18 protein-coding genes are annotated in these 17,631 nt (G+C 50.6%); 4 read left to right on the top strand and 14 right to left on the bottom strand.

Going from position 1 to position 17,631, the window contains the following annotated elements; genetic code table 11:
• Nucleotides 1-75: 75 nt before the first annotated feature.
• The 4 genes from AEST_RS03640 to mpl are packed head-to-tail and all read right to left on the bottom strand — an operon-like array spanning nucleotide 76 to nucleotide 3,775.
• Nucleotides 76-846 (bottom strand): ABC transporter permease, encoded by a 771-nt coding sequence (locus AEST_RS03640; RefSeq protein ID WP_008607141.1) that lies wholly within the window; start codon nucleotides 844-846, stop codon nucleotides 76-78.
• Nucleotides 843-1,802, bottom strand: a complete 960-nt coding sequence (locus AEST_RS03635; protein ID WP_202948010.1) for an ABC transporter ATP-binding protein — start codon at nucleotides 1,800-1,802, stop codon at nucleotides 843-845. Before AEST_RS03635 ends, AEST_RS03640 begins: the two co-directional genes overlap by 4 nt.
• The gene (locus tag AEST_RS03630; RefSeq protein ID WP_008607135.1) at nucleotides 1,771-2,406 is read right to left on the bottom strand and encodes a flavin prenyltransferase UbiX; all 636 of its coding nucleotides are present in this window, start codon (nucleotides 2,404-2,406) and stop codon (nucleotides 1,771-1,773) included. Before AEST_RS03630 ends, AEST_RS03635 begins: the two co-directional genes overlap by 32 nt.
• A gap of 25 nt (nucleotides 2,407-2,431) precedes the next feature.
• A complete protein-coding gene (mpl, locus tag AEST_RS03625) occupies nucleotides 2,432-3,775 on the bottom strand; it encodes a UDP-N-acetylmuramate:L-alanyl-gamma-D-glutamyl-meso-diaminopimelate ligase (RefSeq protein ID WP_008607134.1) in 1,344 nt (447 codons plus the stop codon).
• A gap of 186 nt (nucleotides 3,776-3,961) precedes the next feature.
• Here mpl and AEST_RS03620 point away from each other — a divergent pair, with 186 nt between their 5' ends.
• Nucleotides 3,962-4,957, top strand: a complete 996-nt coding sequence (locus tag AEST_RS03620; RefSeq protein ID WP_008607133.1) for a class 1 fructose-bisphosphatase — start codon at nucleotides 3,962-3,964, stop codon at nucleotides 4,955-4,957.
• 66 nt (nucleotides 4,958-5,023) lie between these two features.
• On the top strand, nucleotides 5,024-5,551 hold the full coding sequence (ppa, locus tag AEST_RS03615; RefSeq protein ID WP_008607132.1) for an inorganic diphosphatase: 528 nt from the start codon (nucleotides 5,024-5,026) through the stop codon (nucleotides 5,549-5,551).
• A gap of 65 nt (nucleotides 5,552-5,616) precedes the next feature.
• Here the strand turns inward: ppa and AEST_RS03610 are convergent, their stop codons facing one another.
• From AEST_RS03610 to AEST_RS03575, 8 genes are all read right to left on the bottom strand, one after another.
• The gene (locus AEST_RS03610; RefSeq protein WP_039925057.1) at nucleotides 5,617-7,854 is read right to left on the bottom strand and encodes a two-component system response regulator; all 2,238 of its coding nucleotides are present in this window, start codon (nucleotides 7,852-7,854) and stop codon (nucleotides 5,617-5,619) included.
• Between the two features lie 102 nt (nucleotides 7,855-7,956).
• On the bottom strand, nucleotides 7,957-10,083 hold the full coding sequence (locus AEST_RS03605) for a response regulator (RefSeq protein ID WP_039925014.1): 2,127 nt from the start codon (nucleotides 10,081-10,083) through the stop codon (nucleotides 7,957-7,959).
• A gap of 75 nt (nucleotides 10,084-10,158) precedes the next feature.
• The gene (locus AEST_RS03600; RefSeq protein ID WP_008607127.1) at nucleotides 10,159-10,905 is read right to left on the bottom strand and encodes a TIGR04219 family outer membrane beta-barrel protein; all 747 of its coding nucleotides are present in this window, start codon (nucleotides 10,903-10,905) and stop codon (nucleotides 10,159-10,161) included.
• Between the two features lie 3 nt (nucleotides 10,906-10,908).
• Complete coding sequence (locus AEST_RS03595; RefSeq protein ID WP_008607125.1) at nucleotides 10,909-11,886, bottom strand: DUF2333 family protein; 978 nt, start codon at nucleotides 11,884-11,886, stop codon at nucleotides 10,909-10,911.
• A gap of 116 nt (nucleotides 11,887-12,002) precedes the next feature.
• Nucleotides 12,003-12,197: a hypothetical protein gene (locus tag AEST_RS03590; protein WP_008607123.1), complete on the bottom strand. Its 195-nt coding sequence runs from the start codon at nucleotides 12,195-12,197 to the stop codon at nucleotides 12,003-12,005.
• On the bottom strand, nucleotides 12,198-12,470 hold the full coding sequence (locus tag AEST_RS03585; RefSeq protein WP_008607122.1) for a hypothetical protein: 273 nt from the start codon (nucleotides 12,468-12,470) through the stop codon (nucleotides 12,198-12,200). It lies immediately after the preceding gene.
• 206 nt (nucleotides 12,471-12,676) lie between these two features.
• Nucleotides 12,677-13,672, bottom strand: a complete 996-nt coding sequence (dusA, locus tag AEST_RS03580) for a tRNA dihydrouridine(20/20a) synthase DusA (RefSeq protein ID WP_039925010.1) — start codon at nucleotides 13,670-13,672, stop codon at nucleotides 12,677-12,679.
• A 24-nt stretch (nucleotides 13,673-13,696) separates the two neighbouring features.
• Complete coding sequence (locus tag AEST_RS03575) at nucleotides 13,697-13,933, bottom strand: DUF2798 domain-containing protein (protein WP_008607120.1); 237 nt, start codon at nucleotides 13,931-13,933, stop codon at nucleotides 13,697-13,699.
• A 130-nt stretch (nucleotides 13,934-14,063) separates the two neighbouring features.
• Here AEST_RS03575 and AEST_RS03570 point away from each other — a divergent pair, with 130 nt between their 5' ends.
• Together AEST_RS03570 and AEST_RS03565 are read left to right on the top strand one after the other, a co-directional pair.
• Complete coding sequence (locus AEST_RS03570) at nucleotides 14,064-14,501, top strand: transcriptional repressor (RefSeq protein ID WP_008607119.1); 438 nt, start codon at nucleotides 14,064-14,066, stop codon at nucleotides 14,499-14,501.
• Nucleotides 14,502-14,599: 98 nt separating this feature from the next.
• A complete protein-coding gene (locus AEST_RS03565; RefSeq protein ID WP_008951232.1) occupies nucleotides 14,600-15,064 on the top strand; it encodes a chemotaxis protein CheX in 465 nt (154 codons plus the stop codon).
• 24 nt (nucleotides 15,065-15,088) lie between these two features.
• Here the strand turns inward: AEST_RS03565 and alr are convergent, their stop codons facing one another.
• Together alr and dnaB are read right to left on the bottom strand one after the other, a co-directional pair.
• On the bottom strand, nucleotides 15,089-16,165 hold the full coding sequence (alr, locus tag AEST_RS03560) for an alanine racemase (protein WP_008607117.1): 1,077 nt from the start codon (nucleotides 16,163-16,165) through the stop codon (nucleotides 15,089-15,091).
• Complete coding sequence (dnaB, locus tag AEST_RS03555) at nucleotides 16,165-17,556, bottom strand: replicative DNA helicase (RefSeq protein WP_008607116.1); 1,392 nt, start codon at nucleotides 17,554-17,556, stop codon at nucleotides 16,165-16,167. Before dnaB ends, alr begins: the two co-directional genes overlap by 1 nt.
• Between the last annotated feature and the right edge of the window lie 75 nt (nucleotides 17,557-17,631).

Raw genomic sequence — 17,631 nt, 5'->3', positions numbered from 1 at the left:
CGCAGCAAAGCGTTCAACTGTACTGCAACCACTTAAAAATGTCTGCAACTTTCTGAATTCCGTGTTGTATTGCCGCTAACTGCGTAAGCCAATACCTTTATTGATCAAATACATTGCATAGCTGAATAACACCAGAATAAAGCCTACTACTACCGCCAGCGCCAGCCATAAATTGACATCGCTGTAACCCAAAAAGCCAAAACGGAAGGCATTCACCATATAGACAATCGGATTCAGTTGCGCCAGTTGCTGCCAGAATCCGGGCAACAAGGTCAGTGAGTAGAAGACACCGCCCAGGTAAGTTAAGGGCGTTAACACAAAGGTTGGAATAATGCTGATATCGTCAAAGGTTTTGGCATAGACGGCATTGATCAGGCCACCCAGTGCGAACAACATCGAGGTCAAGACCACGGTTAAGATAATAATCGCCAGATTATGGATACTGATGGTGACAAAGAATAACGACAACACCGTAACGATTAAGCCGACTAAGATACCGCGCGCCATGCCACCACCAACATAACCGAGCACTATAATATAGTTGGGTACCGGCGCTACCAGCAGCTCTTCGACATTACGCTGGAACTTGGCGCTAAAAAACGACGAGGCCACATTGGCGTAGGAGTTGGTAATAACCGACATCATAATCAGGCCGGGAACAATAAATTCCATATAACTAAAGCCGTTCATCTCGCCGATCCGCGAGCCAATTAGGCTACCGAAAATGACAAAATACAGGCTCATGGTAATGGCCGGCGGCACCAGGGTTTGCACCCAAATGCGCATAAAGCGGGTAATCTCTTTGGTCAGAATACTTTGTAGCGCTATCAGATAACGGCCATTCATTTCGTTTGCCCCCGGCCATGCTCAACCAGATTAACAAAGAGTTCTTCCAGCCGGTTGGCTTTATTCCGCATTGATAATACCTTTACCTGCTGCGCACTAAGTTGCTCGAAGATCGGGTTTAAGCCGGCACTTTTCTCCACATCCACTTCCACACTGTGTTGATCTAACTTTCGCCAGACAAAGTCGGCCAACTGCAGGCTCTCCGGCACTTGGTCCAGATCCAGAATAAAGGTTTCTTTACCCAGCTTGGATAACAGGGCTTTCATACTGGTGTTTTCGATAATCCGCCCTTTATCAATAATGGCGATATTACGACACAGCATCTCGGCTTCTTCCAGATAATGGGTAGTCAGGATAATCGTCACACCCTGCTGATTTATCGTGCGTAAGAACTCCCACATTGAGCGCCGCAGCTCAATATCAACCCCAGCCGTCGGCTCATCGAGGATCAACAACTTTGGCTCATGCATCAGCGCCCGGGCAATCATTAGCCGCCGCTTCATGCCACCCGACAACTCACGGGCCCGGGCATGACGTTTTTCCCATAACCCCAGCTGGCCTAAATATTTCTCAGCGCGCTGTAAGGCCACGGCACGCGGTACGCCATAATAGCCGGCCTGATTGACCACGATTTGCAGCAAGGTTTCAAACTGATTAAAGTTAAATTCCTGCGGCACCAGGCCAAGCTGACTTTTTGCCGCTTCCAGCTCGGTATCCAGGTCAAAGCCAAATACCTTAACTTGCCCGCGGCTTTTATTGACCAGCGCACTGATAATACCGATGGTGGTACTTTTACCGGCACCATTTGGCCCCAGCAACGCAAAAAAATCGCCCTGCTGTACCTGTAAATCGATACCACTGAGTGCGACTGTGCCGCTACGATAGATTTTATGTAAGTCTTTAATGTCCAGTGCCAGCGTCACGCTATTCTCCTGTTTGCTGTTGTCGCGCGTCATAGCCCCAGCGCCCCACTAACTGTTGCGCTAAGCCCAACTGGTCCAATACCCGGGCCACCATAAAGTCGACCAAATCGCTGATTTGCTGCGGCTGATGATAAAAACCGGGCGCGGCCGGCATAATACAGACGCCAAGGCGGGCCAGCTTCAGCATATTTTCCAGATGAATAGCGCTGAGTGGACTTTCGCGTACCACCAGAATTAATTTACCGCCTTCCTTAATCACCACATCAGCGGCACGCTCCAGCAGGTTATCACTGGCGCCCTGCGCGATAGCCGACAGACTACCGGTAGAACAGGGGCAAACCACCATCTGTTTCGGCGCCGCCGAGCCGGAAGCAACCGGCGAAAACCAATCGTCCTTACCATAAACCTTTAACAGGCCGGGTGCAGCTTGCAGGTACTGTTCCAGCTGCTGTGCGCATTTCTCCGGCGCAGCACTTAACTGCAATTGCTGCTCAGTGGCAAACACCACCCGCGCCGCACTGGACATCAGCAGATGCACTTTAATGCCCTGCGCTAACAATACCTGTAATAAACGTAAACCGTAGGGCGCACCCGATGCACCGCTAAAGGCCAGGGTAATCTCTTTGCTGGTTATCATTGGCTTTCCTGTCGACTGGCCACGCTTAACTCAGCGCCTCCAGTAGTTGTTGATGAATGCCGCCGAAGGCGCCATTGCTCATTATTACAATCTGATCGCCTGGCTGCACCAGCGCCAGAATGCTGGCTTTCAGCTCAGCGATGTCATAACAGACACTGGCCGGCATCGAGAGCCGCGCGGCCAGCTCGGCCATCGACCAGCCGGCATTGCGCGGTTCATATAAAAATACCTGATCTGCCGTTAACAACGCCTGCGGCAAAGCCGCCTGATGCACACCGAGACGCATAGTATTGGAGCGCGGCTCTAATACGGCGATAATCCGCGCCTGGCCCACTTTCGCCCGCAAGCCTTGTAGCGTAGTAGCTATCGCGGTGGGGTGATGGGCAAAATCGTCATAGATGGCAATACCTTGTGGAGAGCCTTTTAGCTCCATCCGCCGTTTTGGTGCCACGAAGCTGGCTAAGGCCTCGGCTGCAACACCAACCGGGACCCCGGCATGACGCGCGGCAGCAATCGCCATTACCGCATTATCAACATTATGTTGACCACTGAGCGACCAATTTACCCGCGCCACCTGTTGCTGTTGCCAATACAGCGCAAACTGACTGCCATCCGGTGTTAATAACTCAGCCTGCCAGTCACTGCCATAGGCTTCACGTTGACTCCAGCAGCCCAGCGCCAGCGTCTCGGCGACAGCAGGCGTCGCTTCCGGAGATAACACCAGCCCTGAAGCTGGCACGGTGCGCAACAAATGATGAAATTGCCGCTGGATCGCTGCCAGATCCGGGAAGATATCCGCATGATCATACTCAAGGTTGTTAATCACCAGGGTACGCGGCCGGTAATGCACAAATTTGGAGCGCTTATCAAAAAACGCCGTATCGTATTCATCGGCTTCAATCACAAAGAACGGCGCCTCACCTAAGCGGGCAGAAACGCCGAAATTTTGCGGTACACCGCCAATCAGAAAACCCGGCTTAAGACCGGCATAGTCTAAGATCCAGGCCAACATACTGGCGGTGCTGGTTTTACCATGGGTGCCGGAAACAGCCAGTACCCAGCGCTGCTGCAGTAACTGTTCGGATAACCACTGTGGGCCTGAAGTGTAAGGCAGGTTATGTTCCAGCACATACTCAACGGCCGGATTACCACGCGATAAGGCATTACCGATAATCACCAGATCCGGGGCGGGTTCCAGCTGTGCGGGGTCATAACCCGGAGTCAGACTGATGCCCAGCTGTTCCAGCTGAGTGCTCATCGGCGGGTAAACCTGTTGATCGGAACCTGTGACCTGATGGCCAAGGGCTTTGGCCAGGGCTGCGATACCGCCCATAAAGGTGCCGCAAATCCCCAGAATATGAATATGCATAATGTACTTCTCTGTTAAGCAGGGGCTTATTGTAGCAAATGCAGAATAAGCTGCGATCAAAACTGCAATTTAAGAATAAATTCTTTAAAATAACCCAGACTGAATGAGATTTCGCCACTTGTACCGGACGAAAGCTTAATCGGTCTGACTCTGTCTTACCCGAAAATATAACAAGGACCTACTATAATGCGTCGCATCTCACCCGTACTGCAACAAGATGGCGTGGATCCGGATCTGATCTCGTTGTTAAAAACTATCCTGGCGGCCTGCCGCGAAATCGCCTTCCGCGTCGGTCAGGGCGAACTGGCCGGTGTACTGGGTTCAACTCTGTCAGAAAATGTGCAGGGCGAAACCCAGAAAAAACTGGATGTGATCGCGAACGAATTACTAAAAGAAGTGATCCTGGAAACCGGCGTGGTGAAAGCTATCAGCTCAGAAGAAGAGGATGATATCGTACCGGGTAATCCGCGTGGCCGCTATCTGGTAACCTTTGACCCTTTAGATGGGTCCTCCAATACCGATATCAATAGCCTGATCGGCACTATTTTCTCGATATTACCGGCCGATCCACACAAGGACGCCAGTGATGCCAGCCAGTTTTTACAACCAGGCACCGCTCAAGTTGCAGCGGGCTATGTGTTGTATGGCCCATCAACAATGCTGGCGCTGACCACTGGCAAAGGCACCCGCCTGTACACCCTGGATAAAACCTATGGCGGCTTCCTGTTAACCGAAGAGCAGGCCACCATCCCGAAATACACCGCCGAGTTTGCCATCAATATGTCAAATCAGCGCTACTGGCAGGCACCAATGCAAAGTTACATCGCCGATTTACTGCAAGGTAAAGAAGGGGTGCGCGGTAAAAATTACAATATGCGCTGGATTGCCGCCATGGTCGGCGATGTGCACCGGGTACTCTGTCGTGGCGGCATCTTTGCCTATCCCCGCGATCTGAAAGATCCAAGTAAGCCGGATAAATTGCGCCTGATGTATGAAGCTAATCCGATGAGCTTTCTGGTAGAACAGGCTGGCGGTGCCAGCTCCACTGGCTATCAACGCATTATGGAGATCATTCCGACTGATATCCATCAGCGGGTAGCAGTGATTTTAGGTTCCAAACATGAAGTGGAAACCTGTGTTGGCTACCATCAAACCGGTAGTGCGCCAACCACATCAGACTAATTATCAATAGCCATTTTTACGGCCGTCATTATAATGGCGGCCAGCAATTAATCAGAGGACCAAGCAATGAGCTTAAGCGATGTAGCAGCTGGCAAAAATCTGCCGGATGAAATTAACGTAATTATTGAAATTCCGGCCAATGCCGATCCAATCAAATACGAAGTGGATAAAGACACCGGTACCGTCTGGGTAGACCGCTTTATGGCCACCCCTATGTTCTATCCCTGCAACTACGGCTTTGTGAACCAGACTTTGTCTTTGGATGGTGACCCGGTTGACGTACTGGTACCAACGCCTTACCCACTGGTACCAGGCGCCGTGATTAAATGTCGCCCGGTTGGCGTACTGAATATGGAAGATGAGTCTGGTCAGGATGCCAAGGTTATTGCCGTACCTGTTAGCAAGCTGACCAAACTTTATGACCATATCCAGGATATCAACGATGTGCCTGAGCTGCTGAAAAAGCAAATCCAGCATTTCTTTGAGCGTTACAAAGAGCTGGAGCCAGGTAAGTGGGTTAAAGTTACTGGTTGGGCCGATGCCGCCGCCGCGAAAGCTGAAATTATGACCTCTTTCGAGCGCGCCAAAAAATAAGCCAACAGCCGCTGTTGCCAATAAAAAAACCGGAGCGCCCTCCGGTTTTTTTATTGGCGTTAACATTAAGGCCTTAACTTGCCATCCTGATACGCCAGTAAATACTGCATTAAATCGGCAGCAGGCATCGGTTTAGCAAACAAATACCCCTGTACTTCTTCGCAGCCCATCGCCATCACGGCCTGCAACTGCTCCTTGGTTTCAACACCCTCGGCAATAGTGGACAGACCGATACGTTTACCTAAACTGATAATGGTCTCAGCAATCAGTCCGCCACCCTCGTTCGTTACGGTGCTGACAAAGGCACGGTCTACCTTGATCCGATCCAGCGGCAGTTGCTGTAAATAGCTCAACGATGAGAAACCAATGCCGAAGTCGTCGATCGCCACTTTAATACCAAAGCTCTTTAGCTGCTGCAGTGCATCAATCACGATTTTCGGCTCGTCCATCACCACTGACTCAGTGATCTCCAGCTCCAGTAACTGCGGATTAACCTGATAGCGTTTAACCGTGTCGATAACGGAGGGCACAAAATGTGGCGAACGGAATTGTGGCATCGACACATTTACCGCAATTCGCAGACTGCCACAGTTGGCTGCCGCTAATTGCTGTAGTTGCTTACAGGCCTGCTCTAAAACCCATTGCCCAATATCGACAATCAGGCCTGAGTACTCTGCCAGCGGAATAAAGATCGCCGGCGAGATATAGCGCCCGGGTTGATGTGGCCAACGTAATAAAGCCTCCATCCCCACTACGGCCTGGCTCTTCAGACACAGCTGTGGTTGATACCAGAGTTCCAGTTTATCCAATGCAAAGTCGGCGCGCAGCATTCTGAGCATCGTCAGCCGCTCGGTCACCTCTTCTTCCATTGCCGGTTCATAATACTGATGGTGTACGCCCAGGGTTTTTTTGGCTTTATTCAGCGCAATATACACCTGCTTCATAATCACCATGCCCTGCTCTGCAGCTTCGCGCAGCCGGCAGATACCAAAGGTCGCATTCATTTGCAGGCTATGTTCCGATGCCTGGAACGGTTGCGCGAAAACAGCAGTTAAACGCTCTGGCGTTAACTCATCTTCCGGCCCCGCCAACGCAAAAACGTCGGCACCAATACGGCCTAACTGCGAACTGATACCAAAATGCTCGATCAAGCGCAGCGTAATCGCAATCAGCAGTTCATTGCCGACATCCTGCCCCAGACCATCGTTAACATCGGAAAAGTGGTCAATATCAACCAGTACCGCCACCATATGCTCAGGTTCAAAGCGGCGGGTATCCTGTAAAATCTGAATAAATTCGTTGCGGTTTGGCGTCTTAGTCAGCGGATCGATATAGGCGGCATGTTTTAATTGCTGGAACAGCGCAACGTTCTCATAGCCAACAGAGATATTACTAAGGAAGACTTCAATCAGCTGTTTATCTGCATCTTCAATCGGCCGGTTGGTTTCGATATAAACTGCAGCATTATGTTTTTCATTACCCAGATATAATACTGTGTCCTGATCCGAAAACAGGTGCTGGCGATTTTTCAGGCAGAGATTAATCTGTTCAACGATGCGTTTATTGTCCAGCCGGTCAAGCTGACATTTAATAAAAGGGGCATAATGGCCGGCGGCGCCCAATACATAAATTTTATCGCTGGCGGTACCATCATCCTCAATCTGGGCACAAAGCACCCCTTCCGCGTGCAGACCAATTAGCGACGAGATTTGGGTAACCACCCCTTCGGAAAATTCGTGTAAGGAGTGCTGCTCTAATAAATTGGCTCCGGCCTTAATGATCTTCTGCAAGCCGCGGCGGTTCTGATTAATGGTCTTAATTTGTTGGTAAGAACGCAAAGAAGAGATAATGGTGGTGACAAGTTTACTGCGGGTCAGCTCGGTCTTCGTTTTGTAGTCGTTAATATCATATTCTTTAATAACGCTTTCTTCCGGAGCATAACCGGGTTGTCCTGTCCGCAACACGATGCGTAATTCGTCCATTTGCAGCTCATCACGGATCCGTCGTACCACCTGCAAGCCGGCATCATCGGTTTCCATTACCACATCGAGCAGAACTAAAGCGGTATCAGGGTGTTGCTTCAGAAAATCCAGCGCCTGCTGGCCTGAATAGGCATGATGAAACTCCAGCTGTTTTCCCAATACGACCAGGTCGCTAAGTGCTAACTTAGTGACAGTATGAATTTCCTGGTCATCGTCTACGATAAGCAGCGGCCAGACCCCTGCAGCAGGTTCTTTTGGCACACTGGCACTGTCGTCATCGGCTAAAAACAGAAATCCGTCCTCTGTTTCTTTTGATGTCATGAGCTGGTCCTTTGCTAAAGCTTGCTGTAAATATACCCGCATCTTTGCAGAAAAAGAAATCCTGCAGCGATTTAATTTTACATGCCCTAAACTGCAACCACATCAGCACAGCCGATAATGCTGCAGCAAAGTCTCAAATTTACAGGGATCCAAGGGTTTAAGCACAATATCATCCATACCGGCAGCGCGGAAACTTGCTATCTCTGCTGGCAAAGCGTGTGCAGTAAACGCCAGTATCGGCACCTGTTGATAGGACGTCAGACGCCTTAGCTGACGGGCGACTTCCGTACCTGCCAAATCCGGTAGTCTGATATCCAACAACACCAAATCGAACTGTTGCTGTTGACACAGTGTCAGGGCTTCAGCTCCCGTCAGTGCTGAAGTCAGTTGCACGCCCTTATGCTGTAACAAAACCTTGATAAAAGCCTGATTAGTCTCGTTATCATCGACAACCAGTAGATGTTTCAAAGGGCGCGTTGCCAGCTCGTGTAGCCGCTGTGCGAGCCAACCCAGACAAAAATCGGCGCTGGAAAGGCAGCTGAGGTTTTGCTGCCACAGCGACAGGCTAAGCGGCGGAACAAAAATAAAACGTGGACAGCGGATCTCCGTTAATACCGTTAACCACTCCTGGCAGGGGGCCTGACCAGGCAGAAAAATCAGTATCGCAGAGTATGCTTGCTCCTGTAGCCTTTTGCGAAGTTCGCTGAGATTACTACAACTGCTCACTTGCAACGCCAGGTTATGCAAGCTCTGCAGGCGCTCGGTCAAACGCTCGGGATCTGCATCGAATACCAGCAAATGCTCCAGCAGTGGCACACTATGCCGGGCAGCTGCGGTTAACGGCCATTGCAGGCTGATGCGCACACCTAACCCCTCCAGCGACTCAACATGCAAACTGGCGCTCAGTAACCTGGCGGCCAGTTTAAGGACGGCGATGTCAGCATCGCGCCATTGCAGGGCCGAACTATCCGCTTCGTGCAGCTGCGCGGTCAAATGTCGTGGTAAACCATTACCATCACAGGCCAGTTGTAAACTTAATTGCGGATCTGGACTAGCAAGCAACTGAAGTTTAAAACTAAAACGCCTTGCAGACTCTGAACGCAGCGCCAATAACAACATAGCTTGCAATACATGCTTTAAAAATTCAGCATCGATTTCCGGCAACAGTTGATAACAGTCTCCGGATTCTAACCAATCCATAGCGCAATCATCAGGCAACAGCATATTGAGCGTGCCGAGCTGTTCAGTCAGCCACTCCGGTAACAGTAATGGCTGCGGCTGCAAGCCAGCTGCAGCAAACTGATGCTTGGCATAACAATAATGCAGCTGCTGTAGAGTGTCGAACATCGCTTCGGTCAGCTGTGGCTTGCGCTGACCTAACAGCTGCCACTGGTGCAACCAACGGATCAGACACTGTTGCCTGCGCTGTTGTTGTATCTGTTGCTGCTCACTTTGCTGCTGAAACAGCTCAAGCTGAGCCATCAGCTGCTGCTGTTGCGTATCGAACTGTCGGTTCTGTTGTTCCAGCTGTTGCTGCTGCTGCAGTACTTGCAGTAATGCCTGGTCCAGCCCGACGCTGTCCTGACATTGCAATAGTGGCTCGACACCTTGTAACTGTAATGACTCGGCTCGCTGTTTAAACGTGTGTAAACGTTGTAGCTGTTGACGCTGAGGCGCCTCCCGCAAACGCCAGGCTAACAGCAGCAACACCGTCAATAATACCCACGCCAATACCGCCGGCCACCATAGTAGCCAAATCGCGGTCGGCGCTTCAGGGATAATCAGTAACAGATATGTAGGTTGGCTGGAAAAAGGTTCGAAGGGTAAAGCCGGCTTTTGTAATGGCAACACCGCAACATCGCGACCGCTCAGCGTAATCAGCGTTAAACTGCTAAAGTCCTGACCCGGTAACTCCAGCGGTACCAACTCTGTCTGTCCAACCGACAACAGCAGTTCCCCCTGCAACGGATACAATGCCAACGCGGCCACCGGTATACTGGCACCGAACTGTAATTCCGCCAGCTGTTGCTGCAACTGCTCTGGCGCAGCCTGACCAAGCTTCGGGGATAACGCGAGTTGGATCACATCACCGTATAGTTGCAGCTGTGCCTGCAGCAGTTGCCGGTTGTGATGTTGCTGCCAAAGCAAGGTTGACATCACTAACACGGCACAGGCCGCGCAGTAGAACAAGAATAAATAGCGATACTGGGCGATCAAGGTGGTGCTCAAGACAATAAAATCAGAGCACCACTATATGTCTAAAGTAGCCGGGGCTCAAGTCTTGCCCCTGTTTCGAAAAGCAGGTTAGAAATGTATCGCGATACCTGCGAAGATGCCACTAAAGGTGATACCGGCGTAAAGATCGTCGATATCATCCAACTGCAGATCCAACCAGCGATAGCCAAGTTTTAATCTGACATCCAGTGTCAGACTGTCTACCAACTGATAGGCGACGCCGGCTTGCAGATCATACCAATGATTACCACTAAACTGGCTTGCCTGGCCATTGGCAAACAGCTCCAGACCACTGCCCGGCAAACCAAGCCGACTATCCAGATACAACAAAGGTAGCCATTGACGGACACTTTGGCTGGCCTGGCGGTTCGCAGCCATTATTGTCAGTTCACCGGAGAGTTTTTTGGCAACCAGACCCAGATCAAGCTGCAGCAAGCTATTATCCAGTAACTCGTAGTACAGCACATAATCGGTATACCGAAAATCCAGCTCAGTACTCAGCGCGGTACCGGCCGCAAAGGTTGCTCCGCCAAAACTGAAGCTGTTGTTCAGTTCAGTATGACCCTGGCTTTGTAAATTCTGCCACTGCACTCTAAGATTGGGTAACACTGGTACCAGATGTTCAAACGCCAGATAATAGCCTTGTTGGTTCTTATCCCGAAAACTAAAATCCTGTAATTGCTGACTATTCGCAAAACCACCCTGAGTACTGGCTTGCCAGCTATCATAGCCCGCGTGTACACCGAAAAACGTATCCGCCTGTACCGGCGCCATACCAACTGTTGCAGCCAGTGCCAAGATTCTTACCACTTTCATTCTCTACCCTTGCTTTAATAATTCAGATAAATCAATCAGCGCCGCATTGGCGCGGGAGATATAATTTGCCATCACCAGACTATGATTGGCCAGAATACCGAAGCCACTGCCGTTTAATACCATCGGGCTGTGAATAGGCTGCTGAGCGGCTTCCAGCTCACGAATGATTTGCTGTAGGCTCACCATCGCATTACGACGCTGCAGCACTTCCGCAAAATCAACTTCCACCGCCTTCAGAAAGTGCAGCAATGCCCAGGTTGCACCGCGCGCTTCATAAAATTCATCATCCAGTTTCCACCAGCTGGTTTTTACAAAGCGGCGGTCCGGTGTTTCCGTCGACTGACGAGCAGCGATGTCGCCAGCGAGATCGGTATTAAAACGCTCCTGCCCAACACTGGCACTGAGACGCTGTGAATAGCTACCCAAACGCTTTTCGACATTCTTCAGCCAGTCACGCAGATTGTCTGCCCGGGCATAGAACTGGCTGTCCGTTTGTTTTGGATCGACCAAGGCGCTGCGATACAAATAAAGCTGAGCAATCGCCTTACGATATTCAGATTCGGCGCTCGGTAATACCCAACTGCGATGATCAATATTCAGTTGCGGTTGAGCAATCCGTAAAAAGGCATTTTCCGCTGATTGCGACTGAGAGCGGCTAAAGTCTTTGCGAAACGCCAGTGCCAGATCACGTGACATTTCCAGCACGCCAAATTCCCAGGCCGGCATATTATCCAGTAAGCTAAAGGGTGGCAGAATATCATTTGACATATAGCCGCCGCGCTTTTGCAATAAGGTTTCCGTAACGCGGATCAAGGCAGTCGTAGTGTTGTAGCCGACAACCCGGCTGCCATCATCCAGATGTAACCCTTGCTGCACTTCTTCTATCAGTAAGGCGGGCTCGCGACTTACCCACCAACTAAATAACCACAGCACCAGTAAGATCCCGGCTACAACGGCTGACAGAGTAGAGGTTTTATTCATATCATGTCCTAATGGTTTGGCATAGTCGTGACAGGGCGTCACTGCATCCTGTCGTCCTGCGCTATCCGCAGCCAGCCATTATGCATCGTCTAAACCCGATGCAGCCGCGGACAACACTATCTTACACCAAAACCACTGTCACGGCAGCGATAAGCCGGTGATAATCTTGGCCGGGTCAGGCTCCTGCCCCGCCAGGCCCAGCCTTTTTTATAAGCCTGCCAAACCACGACCGCTGGCATAGCGCCAAGCACCAAGCCCAATACCGGCAGCAAATAGATCAGCAGTAAAGTCTGCTCAGCGAAGGCCAACATTTACTCTGCCACCATTGTTACGGCCGCTTTCTCAGCGAGCTGTTGTGCCAGCTGCGGCATTTCGCCTGGTTGCTGTAACACAAGTGGCATCTGCGTGATGGTACTCTCGATCGAATATTGGCTTTGTTGCCGCACATCCAGCGCCAGTTGTTGCTGTAACTGCTGTTGTTGTATTGTCATAGCTGCACGCAGCGATTCAGCTGGATCGGCTAATAGTTGGGTGCTGGTTAAACTAACAACACTAGTAAAAAGAAGAGTAGTTAAAGTACGCATTTGGTTGCTCCTGCAAATTCAGTTCAGTGGTTCGGTACTGCTGCGATACTGAATTCAAGGGGCATGCCAAAGCCGAAAATCCACATAACCATTTGTTTTATAATGATTAATGCAGAGATCAACAAAGAAGGCTGTAAGTGCGGGAAAGTTAGAAAACCAAAAAATAGTCAATTTTGCTATTTTTTGGTTTTTATATAGACAGTCAGTTAATTAGCCGTAGTGTCTGGCGATTCAGGCACCAGTGATAGCGCCTGTAACAGCAACTCTGGTTTGGCATCAGCTAGATGTCCTTGCTCACTCAGTAAGCGACGCCACTGCCGGGCACCCGGCTGCCCCTGAAACAGCCCTAACATATGACGGGCAATATGCCAAAAACGCGCCCCTTGCTGCATTTGTTGTTCAATGTAGGGCACCATCAACCGTACCAGTTGATGCTGCCCCGGTACCGACCAGACATCCTGATATAGTACGGCATCGACCTGGCTCAGTAGATAAGGGTTGGTGTAGGCCTCTCGGCCGATCATCACGCCATCCAAATATTGCAGCTGCTGCTCAGCCTCAGCCAGGGTTTTGATTCCACCATTGATACTGATGTCCAGTGTCGGGAAATCCTGCTTTAACTGATAAACCCTTGGGTAGTTCAGCGGCGGGATCTCACGGTTTTCTTTCGGACTTAAACCTTTTAACCAGGCCTTGCGGGCATGGATCACAAATTGCCGACATCCTGCTGCCGCGACAGTGGCGACAAAATCCTGTAAAAACTGATACTCGTCAGAATCGTCAATACCGATGCGGGTTTTCACACTGACCGGAATACTGATGGCATCCTGCATCGCCTTAACACTATCGGCAACCAGTTGCGGCCTGGCCATCAGGCAAGCGCCAAACATACCGTTCTGCACCCGATCTGATGGGCAACCGACATTTAAGTTTATTGCAGCATAACCACGCTGCTCAGCCAGCTTGGCACAATGCGCCAGCTCAGCCGGTTCGGAACCACCCAGCTGCAGTACTACCGGCTGCTCTTGCGGATTAAAACCAAGATAATCGCCTTTACCATGGATAATGGCGCCGGTTGTGACCATCTCGGTATATAGCACCGCATGCTTGCTCATCAGACGATGAAAATAGCGGCAATGCCGATCGGTCCAATCTAACATCGGAGCAACGGAAAATTTTTGTGGCAAGATAGCGTTATTCAAGTTAGCAAACCATTCAGACAGAAATCAGGACCCGGCATGAACCAGATAAGCCGTTAATTTTTTCACCAGTGGCAACACCAGTAGCAAGGTCGGAAAAGCAATCAGCCAGGATAGGCCCCAGGCTGATAGCCACCCTTGCAGTGTAAAAGCCTCCAGCCCAAGACTTTTCAGGGTGCTGACCAAGGATACGATCAGCGTCATCAGCACTGAGAGTAACAATGGCATGACCAGTGACGCGGCTTTAGCAGGCAGTTTTGGCATATTACAGTTTGACCCGGGTTTAAAAAACGCGAAATTATACCCGATTTTCGGCTTAAATGTGCGGCTTCTTACAGTCACTGGTTTCAGACTAACAATATGGTAAACTGCGGCTAAGTATGGGAGGGCAAGCATGTCTACTGAGAGTTTAGTATCAAAAGCCAGAGCCATCTGCGAGCAAAATGGCGCCCGCTTTACCAGTATTCGGGAGAAAGTTTTCCGCCTGATGGCAGAAAATCATGGCGGCCAGGGTGCCTATGAATTACTGGAACAATTGAAACAAACTGAACCCGCTGCCAAACCGGCAACGATCTACCGGGCGCTGGAGTTTCTGACTGAGCAGGGCTTTATTCATAAGATTGAGTCAAGTAATGCCTTTATGTTGTGCCAGCATTTCGACAAGCATCACCCGGCGCAGCTGTTGATATGTGAGAAATGTGGCAACGTGACCGAACTGCATTCGGCCACTTTAGACGCAGAATTTAGCAAACTGGCCTCGGCACTGGGTTTTCATATTCACCGGAAAACGATAGAGGCGCGGGGGATTTGTCGGCAGTGCCATGGAAATTAACCGCAAAACATTAGCTGCACTCTTGTATAATAAAGAAAAAACTTCTAGGCTTAATTTTGTTGCCATTATCTCGAATCCTCAACTCGTAGGCATTTTAAATGAATGTTGAATATATAAACCCTTTTCTTTCCTCACTCGTCAATGTGCTTTCGACCATGGCTAATACCAAAATTGTGCCGGGCCAGCCACGGGTTAAAAAAGATGAAGTCGCGCAGGGTGATGTCTCAGGTCTGATTGGTATGGTCGGCCCGACCATGAAAGGGTCATTTTCTGTGAGTTTCGATGAGAGTCTGGCGATTGAAATTATGTTCCGGATGCTGGGTGAAAAACCGGCAGGCATTAATGCCGATGTAACCGATATGGTGGGTGAAATTACCAATATGGTCACCGGCGGTGCCAAGCGCATTCTGGGTGAAAAAGGCTATGAATTTTCGATGGCTACCCCGATCGTGGTATCGGGTAAAAATCATACTATTACCCACAAGTGTGACGGCCCAACCATTCTGATGCCGTTTAACTCAGACTTTGGCAAAGTCCATATTGAAGTCAGTTTTGATAAGTAACCGCTGAACGCGGCGTGTTAACGCTCAGCAGTACTGATAATCAACACGTGGCGTAATATTACATAGTAGCTCATAAGGTATGGTAGCCGCACAGGCTGCCACCCGCTCAATGGCCAGTTCAGGCCCCCACAATACGGCTTCGTCGCCAAGTTGATCCAAAGCATTCGGCCCCAAATCCACAGTAATCATATCCATCGACACCCGGCCGGCCAGCGGTACTTCCCGCCCGTTCAACCAAACCGGTGTGCCATTTATCGCGTGGCGCGGATAACCATCACCATAACCTACCGCTATAACGCCTAGCGTGGTATCACAACTGGCCTGCCAATGCCCGCCATAGCCAACCCGTTCACCGGCACGCACCTGACGCAGAGCTATCAGGCGGCTACTCAGTCGCATCACCGGTTGCAGTTGATGCTCGCTGCCAATTTTCCCGGCGAAAGGTGAAATACCATGCAGCATCAACCCGGGTCTGACCCATTCGGCATGGCTCTGTGGAAACGCCAGGATTGCAGCGGAGTTAGCTAAACTGCGCTGCTCTGCCTTAGCAGCCGTTAAGTCAGCAAAGACTGCCAGTTGCTGTAAGGTGCGGTCTGAGTCAGGTTCATCGGCACAGCAAAAATGACTCATCAGCCGGATCCCCGGTAATACCGCACTGCATTGCCACAGCCGGCGGTAAAAATCGTCAAACTGCGCCGGCTCGATCCCCAACCGGTGCATGCCGCTATCAATCTTCAGCCAAACCTTTAGCTGGCCATCCAGCACAGTTTGTTCCAACGCCTGTAACTGCAATTCGTTATGTACCACGGTTTGCAAATTGTTAGCCAGTAACAGGGGTAACTCGGCCGCTTCGTAAAAGCCCTCGAGCAGCACTATCGGTTTGACAATACCACCAGTGCGCAGCGCCAGAGCTTCATCAATCCGCGCCACGGCAAAGGCATCAGCATCACTCAGCGTCTGCGCCACTTTAACCAGGCCATGACCATAAGCATTGGCTTTCAGTACTGCCAATAGCTGACTCTGTGGCGCCAGTTGCCGAACCCGGCTTAAATTATGCTGCAGTGCCTGTAAATTGATTTGCGCGACCGGCCGTCGACTCATTAATACTCATCCTCAAAACGGGCACTGCCGGCATAATTATCAAAGCGCGAAAAATGGCCGTGGAAAGTTAACCGCACCCGGCCTATCGGGCCATTCCGCTGCTTACCAATAATAATTTCGGCGGTGCCTTTATCGGCGCTGTCTTCGTGATAGACCTCATCACGGTAGATAAACATAATCAAATCCGCATCCTGTTCGATCGAACCCGATTCCCGCAAGTCCGAGTTAACTGGCCGCTTATCGGCGCGTTGTTCCAGTGAACGGTTAAGCTGCGATAGCGCGACTACCGGCACTTTCAATTCTTTTGCTAGGGCTTTTAACGAGCGGGAAATTTCGGCGATCTCCAGGGTGCGGTTTTCACTCATCCCGGGTACCGTCATCAGCTGCAGATAGTCGACCATAATCATGCTTAAGCCACCGTGCTCGCGGGCAATTCGCCTTGCCCTCGAACGCACTTCGGTAGGGGTTAAGCCTGAGGCATCATCGATATACATTTTGCCTTTGCTGTTCAGAAGCTCTATCGCCGATGACAAGCGCGCCCAATCTTCGTCTTCCAGCTGGCCGGTACGCACCTTGGTCTGGTTAATCCGGCCTAATGAGGCCAGCATCCGCATCATAATCTGGTCTGACGGCATCTCTAAGCTGAAAATCAGTACCGGTTTATCGCTGGTAATAGCCGCGTGTTCACACAGGTTCATGGCAAAGGTGGTTTTACCCATCGAGGGTCGCGCCGCGACGATAATCAGATCCGATGGTTGTAAACCATTGGTCATCTTGTCCAGATCGACATAGCCGGTCGACACCCCGGTAATGCCATTTTGTGGCGAACGGTACAGCGCGTCTATCTTGTCGATGGTTTTAGCGAGGATACTGTTGATCGGCTCCGGCCCTTCATTGGCTTTAGCGCGCTGCTCGGCAATCTTGAATACTTTGGTTTCGGCAAAGTCCAGCAGCTCTGCCGCAGTGCGGCCCTGAGTATCGTAACCGGCGTCAGCGATATCATGGGCAACACCAATCATATCCCGCACTACCGCGCGTTCGCGGACGATATCGGCATAGGCCAGAATATTGGCGGCACTGGGGGTGTTTTTGGCAATTTCACCCAAATAAGCAAAGCCACCAATATCGTCTAACTGTTGGTTGGCTTCCAGTGCTTCCGAAACGGTGATCAGGTCAATTGGCTGGTTGCCCTCAGCCAGGCGCGCCATCGCATTAAAAATCAGCCGGTGTGAGCGCAGATAAAAATCATGCTCTACCACCTTTTCGGAAACCCGATCCCAGGCTTCATTATCCAGCATCAGGCCGCCCAGCACTGATTGCTCCGCTTCAATCGAATGCGGTGGCATCTTTACTGCTGCAACCTGCTTATCTTTTACACTTTGTTGTGCCACGTTGTACTACCACAGGAAAAAACTTGCTGATGGCGTCATGCTAACCTGCGACTGCGCCAATGCCAATTAAAGCTT

Origin of the sequence: Alishewanella aestuarii B11, from assembly GCF_000280055.1 — a bacterium.
Lineage (GTDB): Bacteria > Pseudomonadota > Gammaproteobacteria > Enterobacterales > Alteromonadaceae > Alishewanella > Alishewanella aestuarii.
Note: the sequence above shows the minus strand (reverse complement) of the source record. Positions and strands in the feature narration are given on the sequence as shown.

Coding starts and splice junctions, on each gene's coding strand:
- alr (WP_008607117.1), bottom strand. CDS start 16,165: ATGAGTCGACGGCCGGTCGCGCAAATCAATTTACAGGCACTGCAGCAT.
- AEST_RS03585 (WP_008607122.1), bottom strand. CDS start 12,470: ATGCGTACTTTAACTACTCTTCTTTTTACTAGTGTTGTTAGTTTAACC.
- AEST_RS03640 (WP_008607141.1), bottom strand. CDS start 846: ATGAATGGCCGTTATCTGATAGCGCTACAAAGTATTCTGACCAAAGAG.
- mpl (WP_008607134.1), bottom strand. CDS start 3,775: ATGCATATTCATATTCTGGGGATTTGCGGCACCTTTATGGGCGGTATC.
- AEST_RS03565 (WP_008951232.1), top strand. CDS start 14,600: ATGAATGTTGAATATATAAACCCTTTTCTTTCCTCACTCGTCAATGTG.
- AEST_RS03610 (WP_039925057.1), bottom strand. CDS start 7,854: ATGACATCAAAAGAAACAGAGGACGGATTTCTGTTTTTAGCCGATGAC.
- AEST_RS03590 (WP_008607123.1), bottom strand. CDS start 12,197: ATGTTGGCCTTCGCTGAGCAGACTTTACTGCTGATCTATTTGCTGCCG.
- AEST_RS03620 (WP_008607133.1), top strand. CDS start 3,962: ATGCGTCGCATCTCACCCGTACTGCAACAAGATGGCGTGGATCCGGAT.
- AEST_RS03595 (WP_008607125.1), bottom strand. CDS start 11,886: ATGAATAAAACCTCTACTCTGTCAGCCGTTGTAGCCGGGATCTTACTG.
- AEST_RS03600 (WP_008607127.1), bottom strand. CDS start 10,905: ATGAAAGTGGTAAGAATCTTGGCACTGGCTGCAACAGTTGGTATGGCG.
- AEST_RS03575 (WP_008607120.1), bottom strand. CDS start 13,933: ATGCCAAAACTGCCTGCTAAAGCCGCGTCACTGGTCATGCCATTGTTA.
- AEST_RS03635 (WP_202948010.1), bottom strand. CDS start 1,802: ATGACGCGCGACAACAGCAAACAGGAGAATAGCGTGACGCTGGCACTG.
- AEST_RS03570 (WP_008607119.1), top strand. CDS start 14,064: ATGTCTACTGAGAGTTTAGTATCAAAAGCCAGAGCCATCTGCGAGCAA.
- AEST_RS03630 (WP_008607135.1), bottom strand. CDS start 2,406: ATGATAACCAGCAAAGAGATTACCCTGGCCTTTAGCGGTGCATCGGGT.
- ppa (WP_008607132.1), top strand. CDS start 5,024: ATGAGCTTAAGCGATGTAGCAGCTGGCAAAAATCTGCCGGATGAAATT.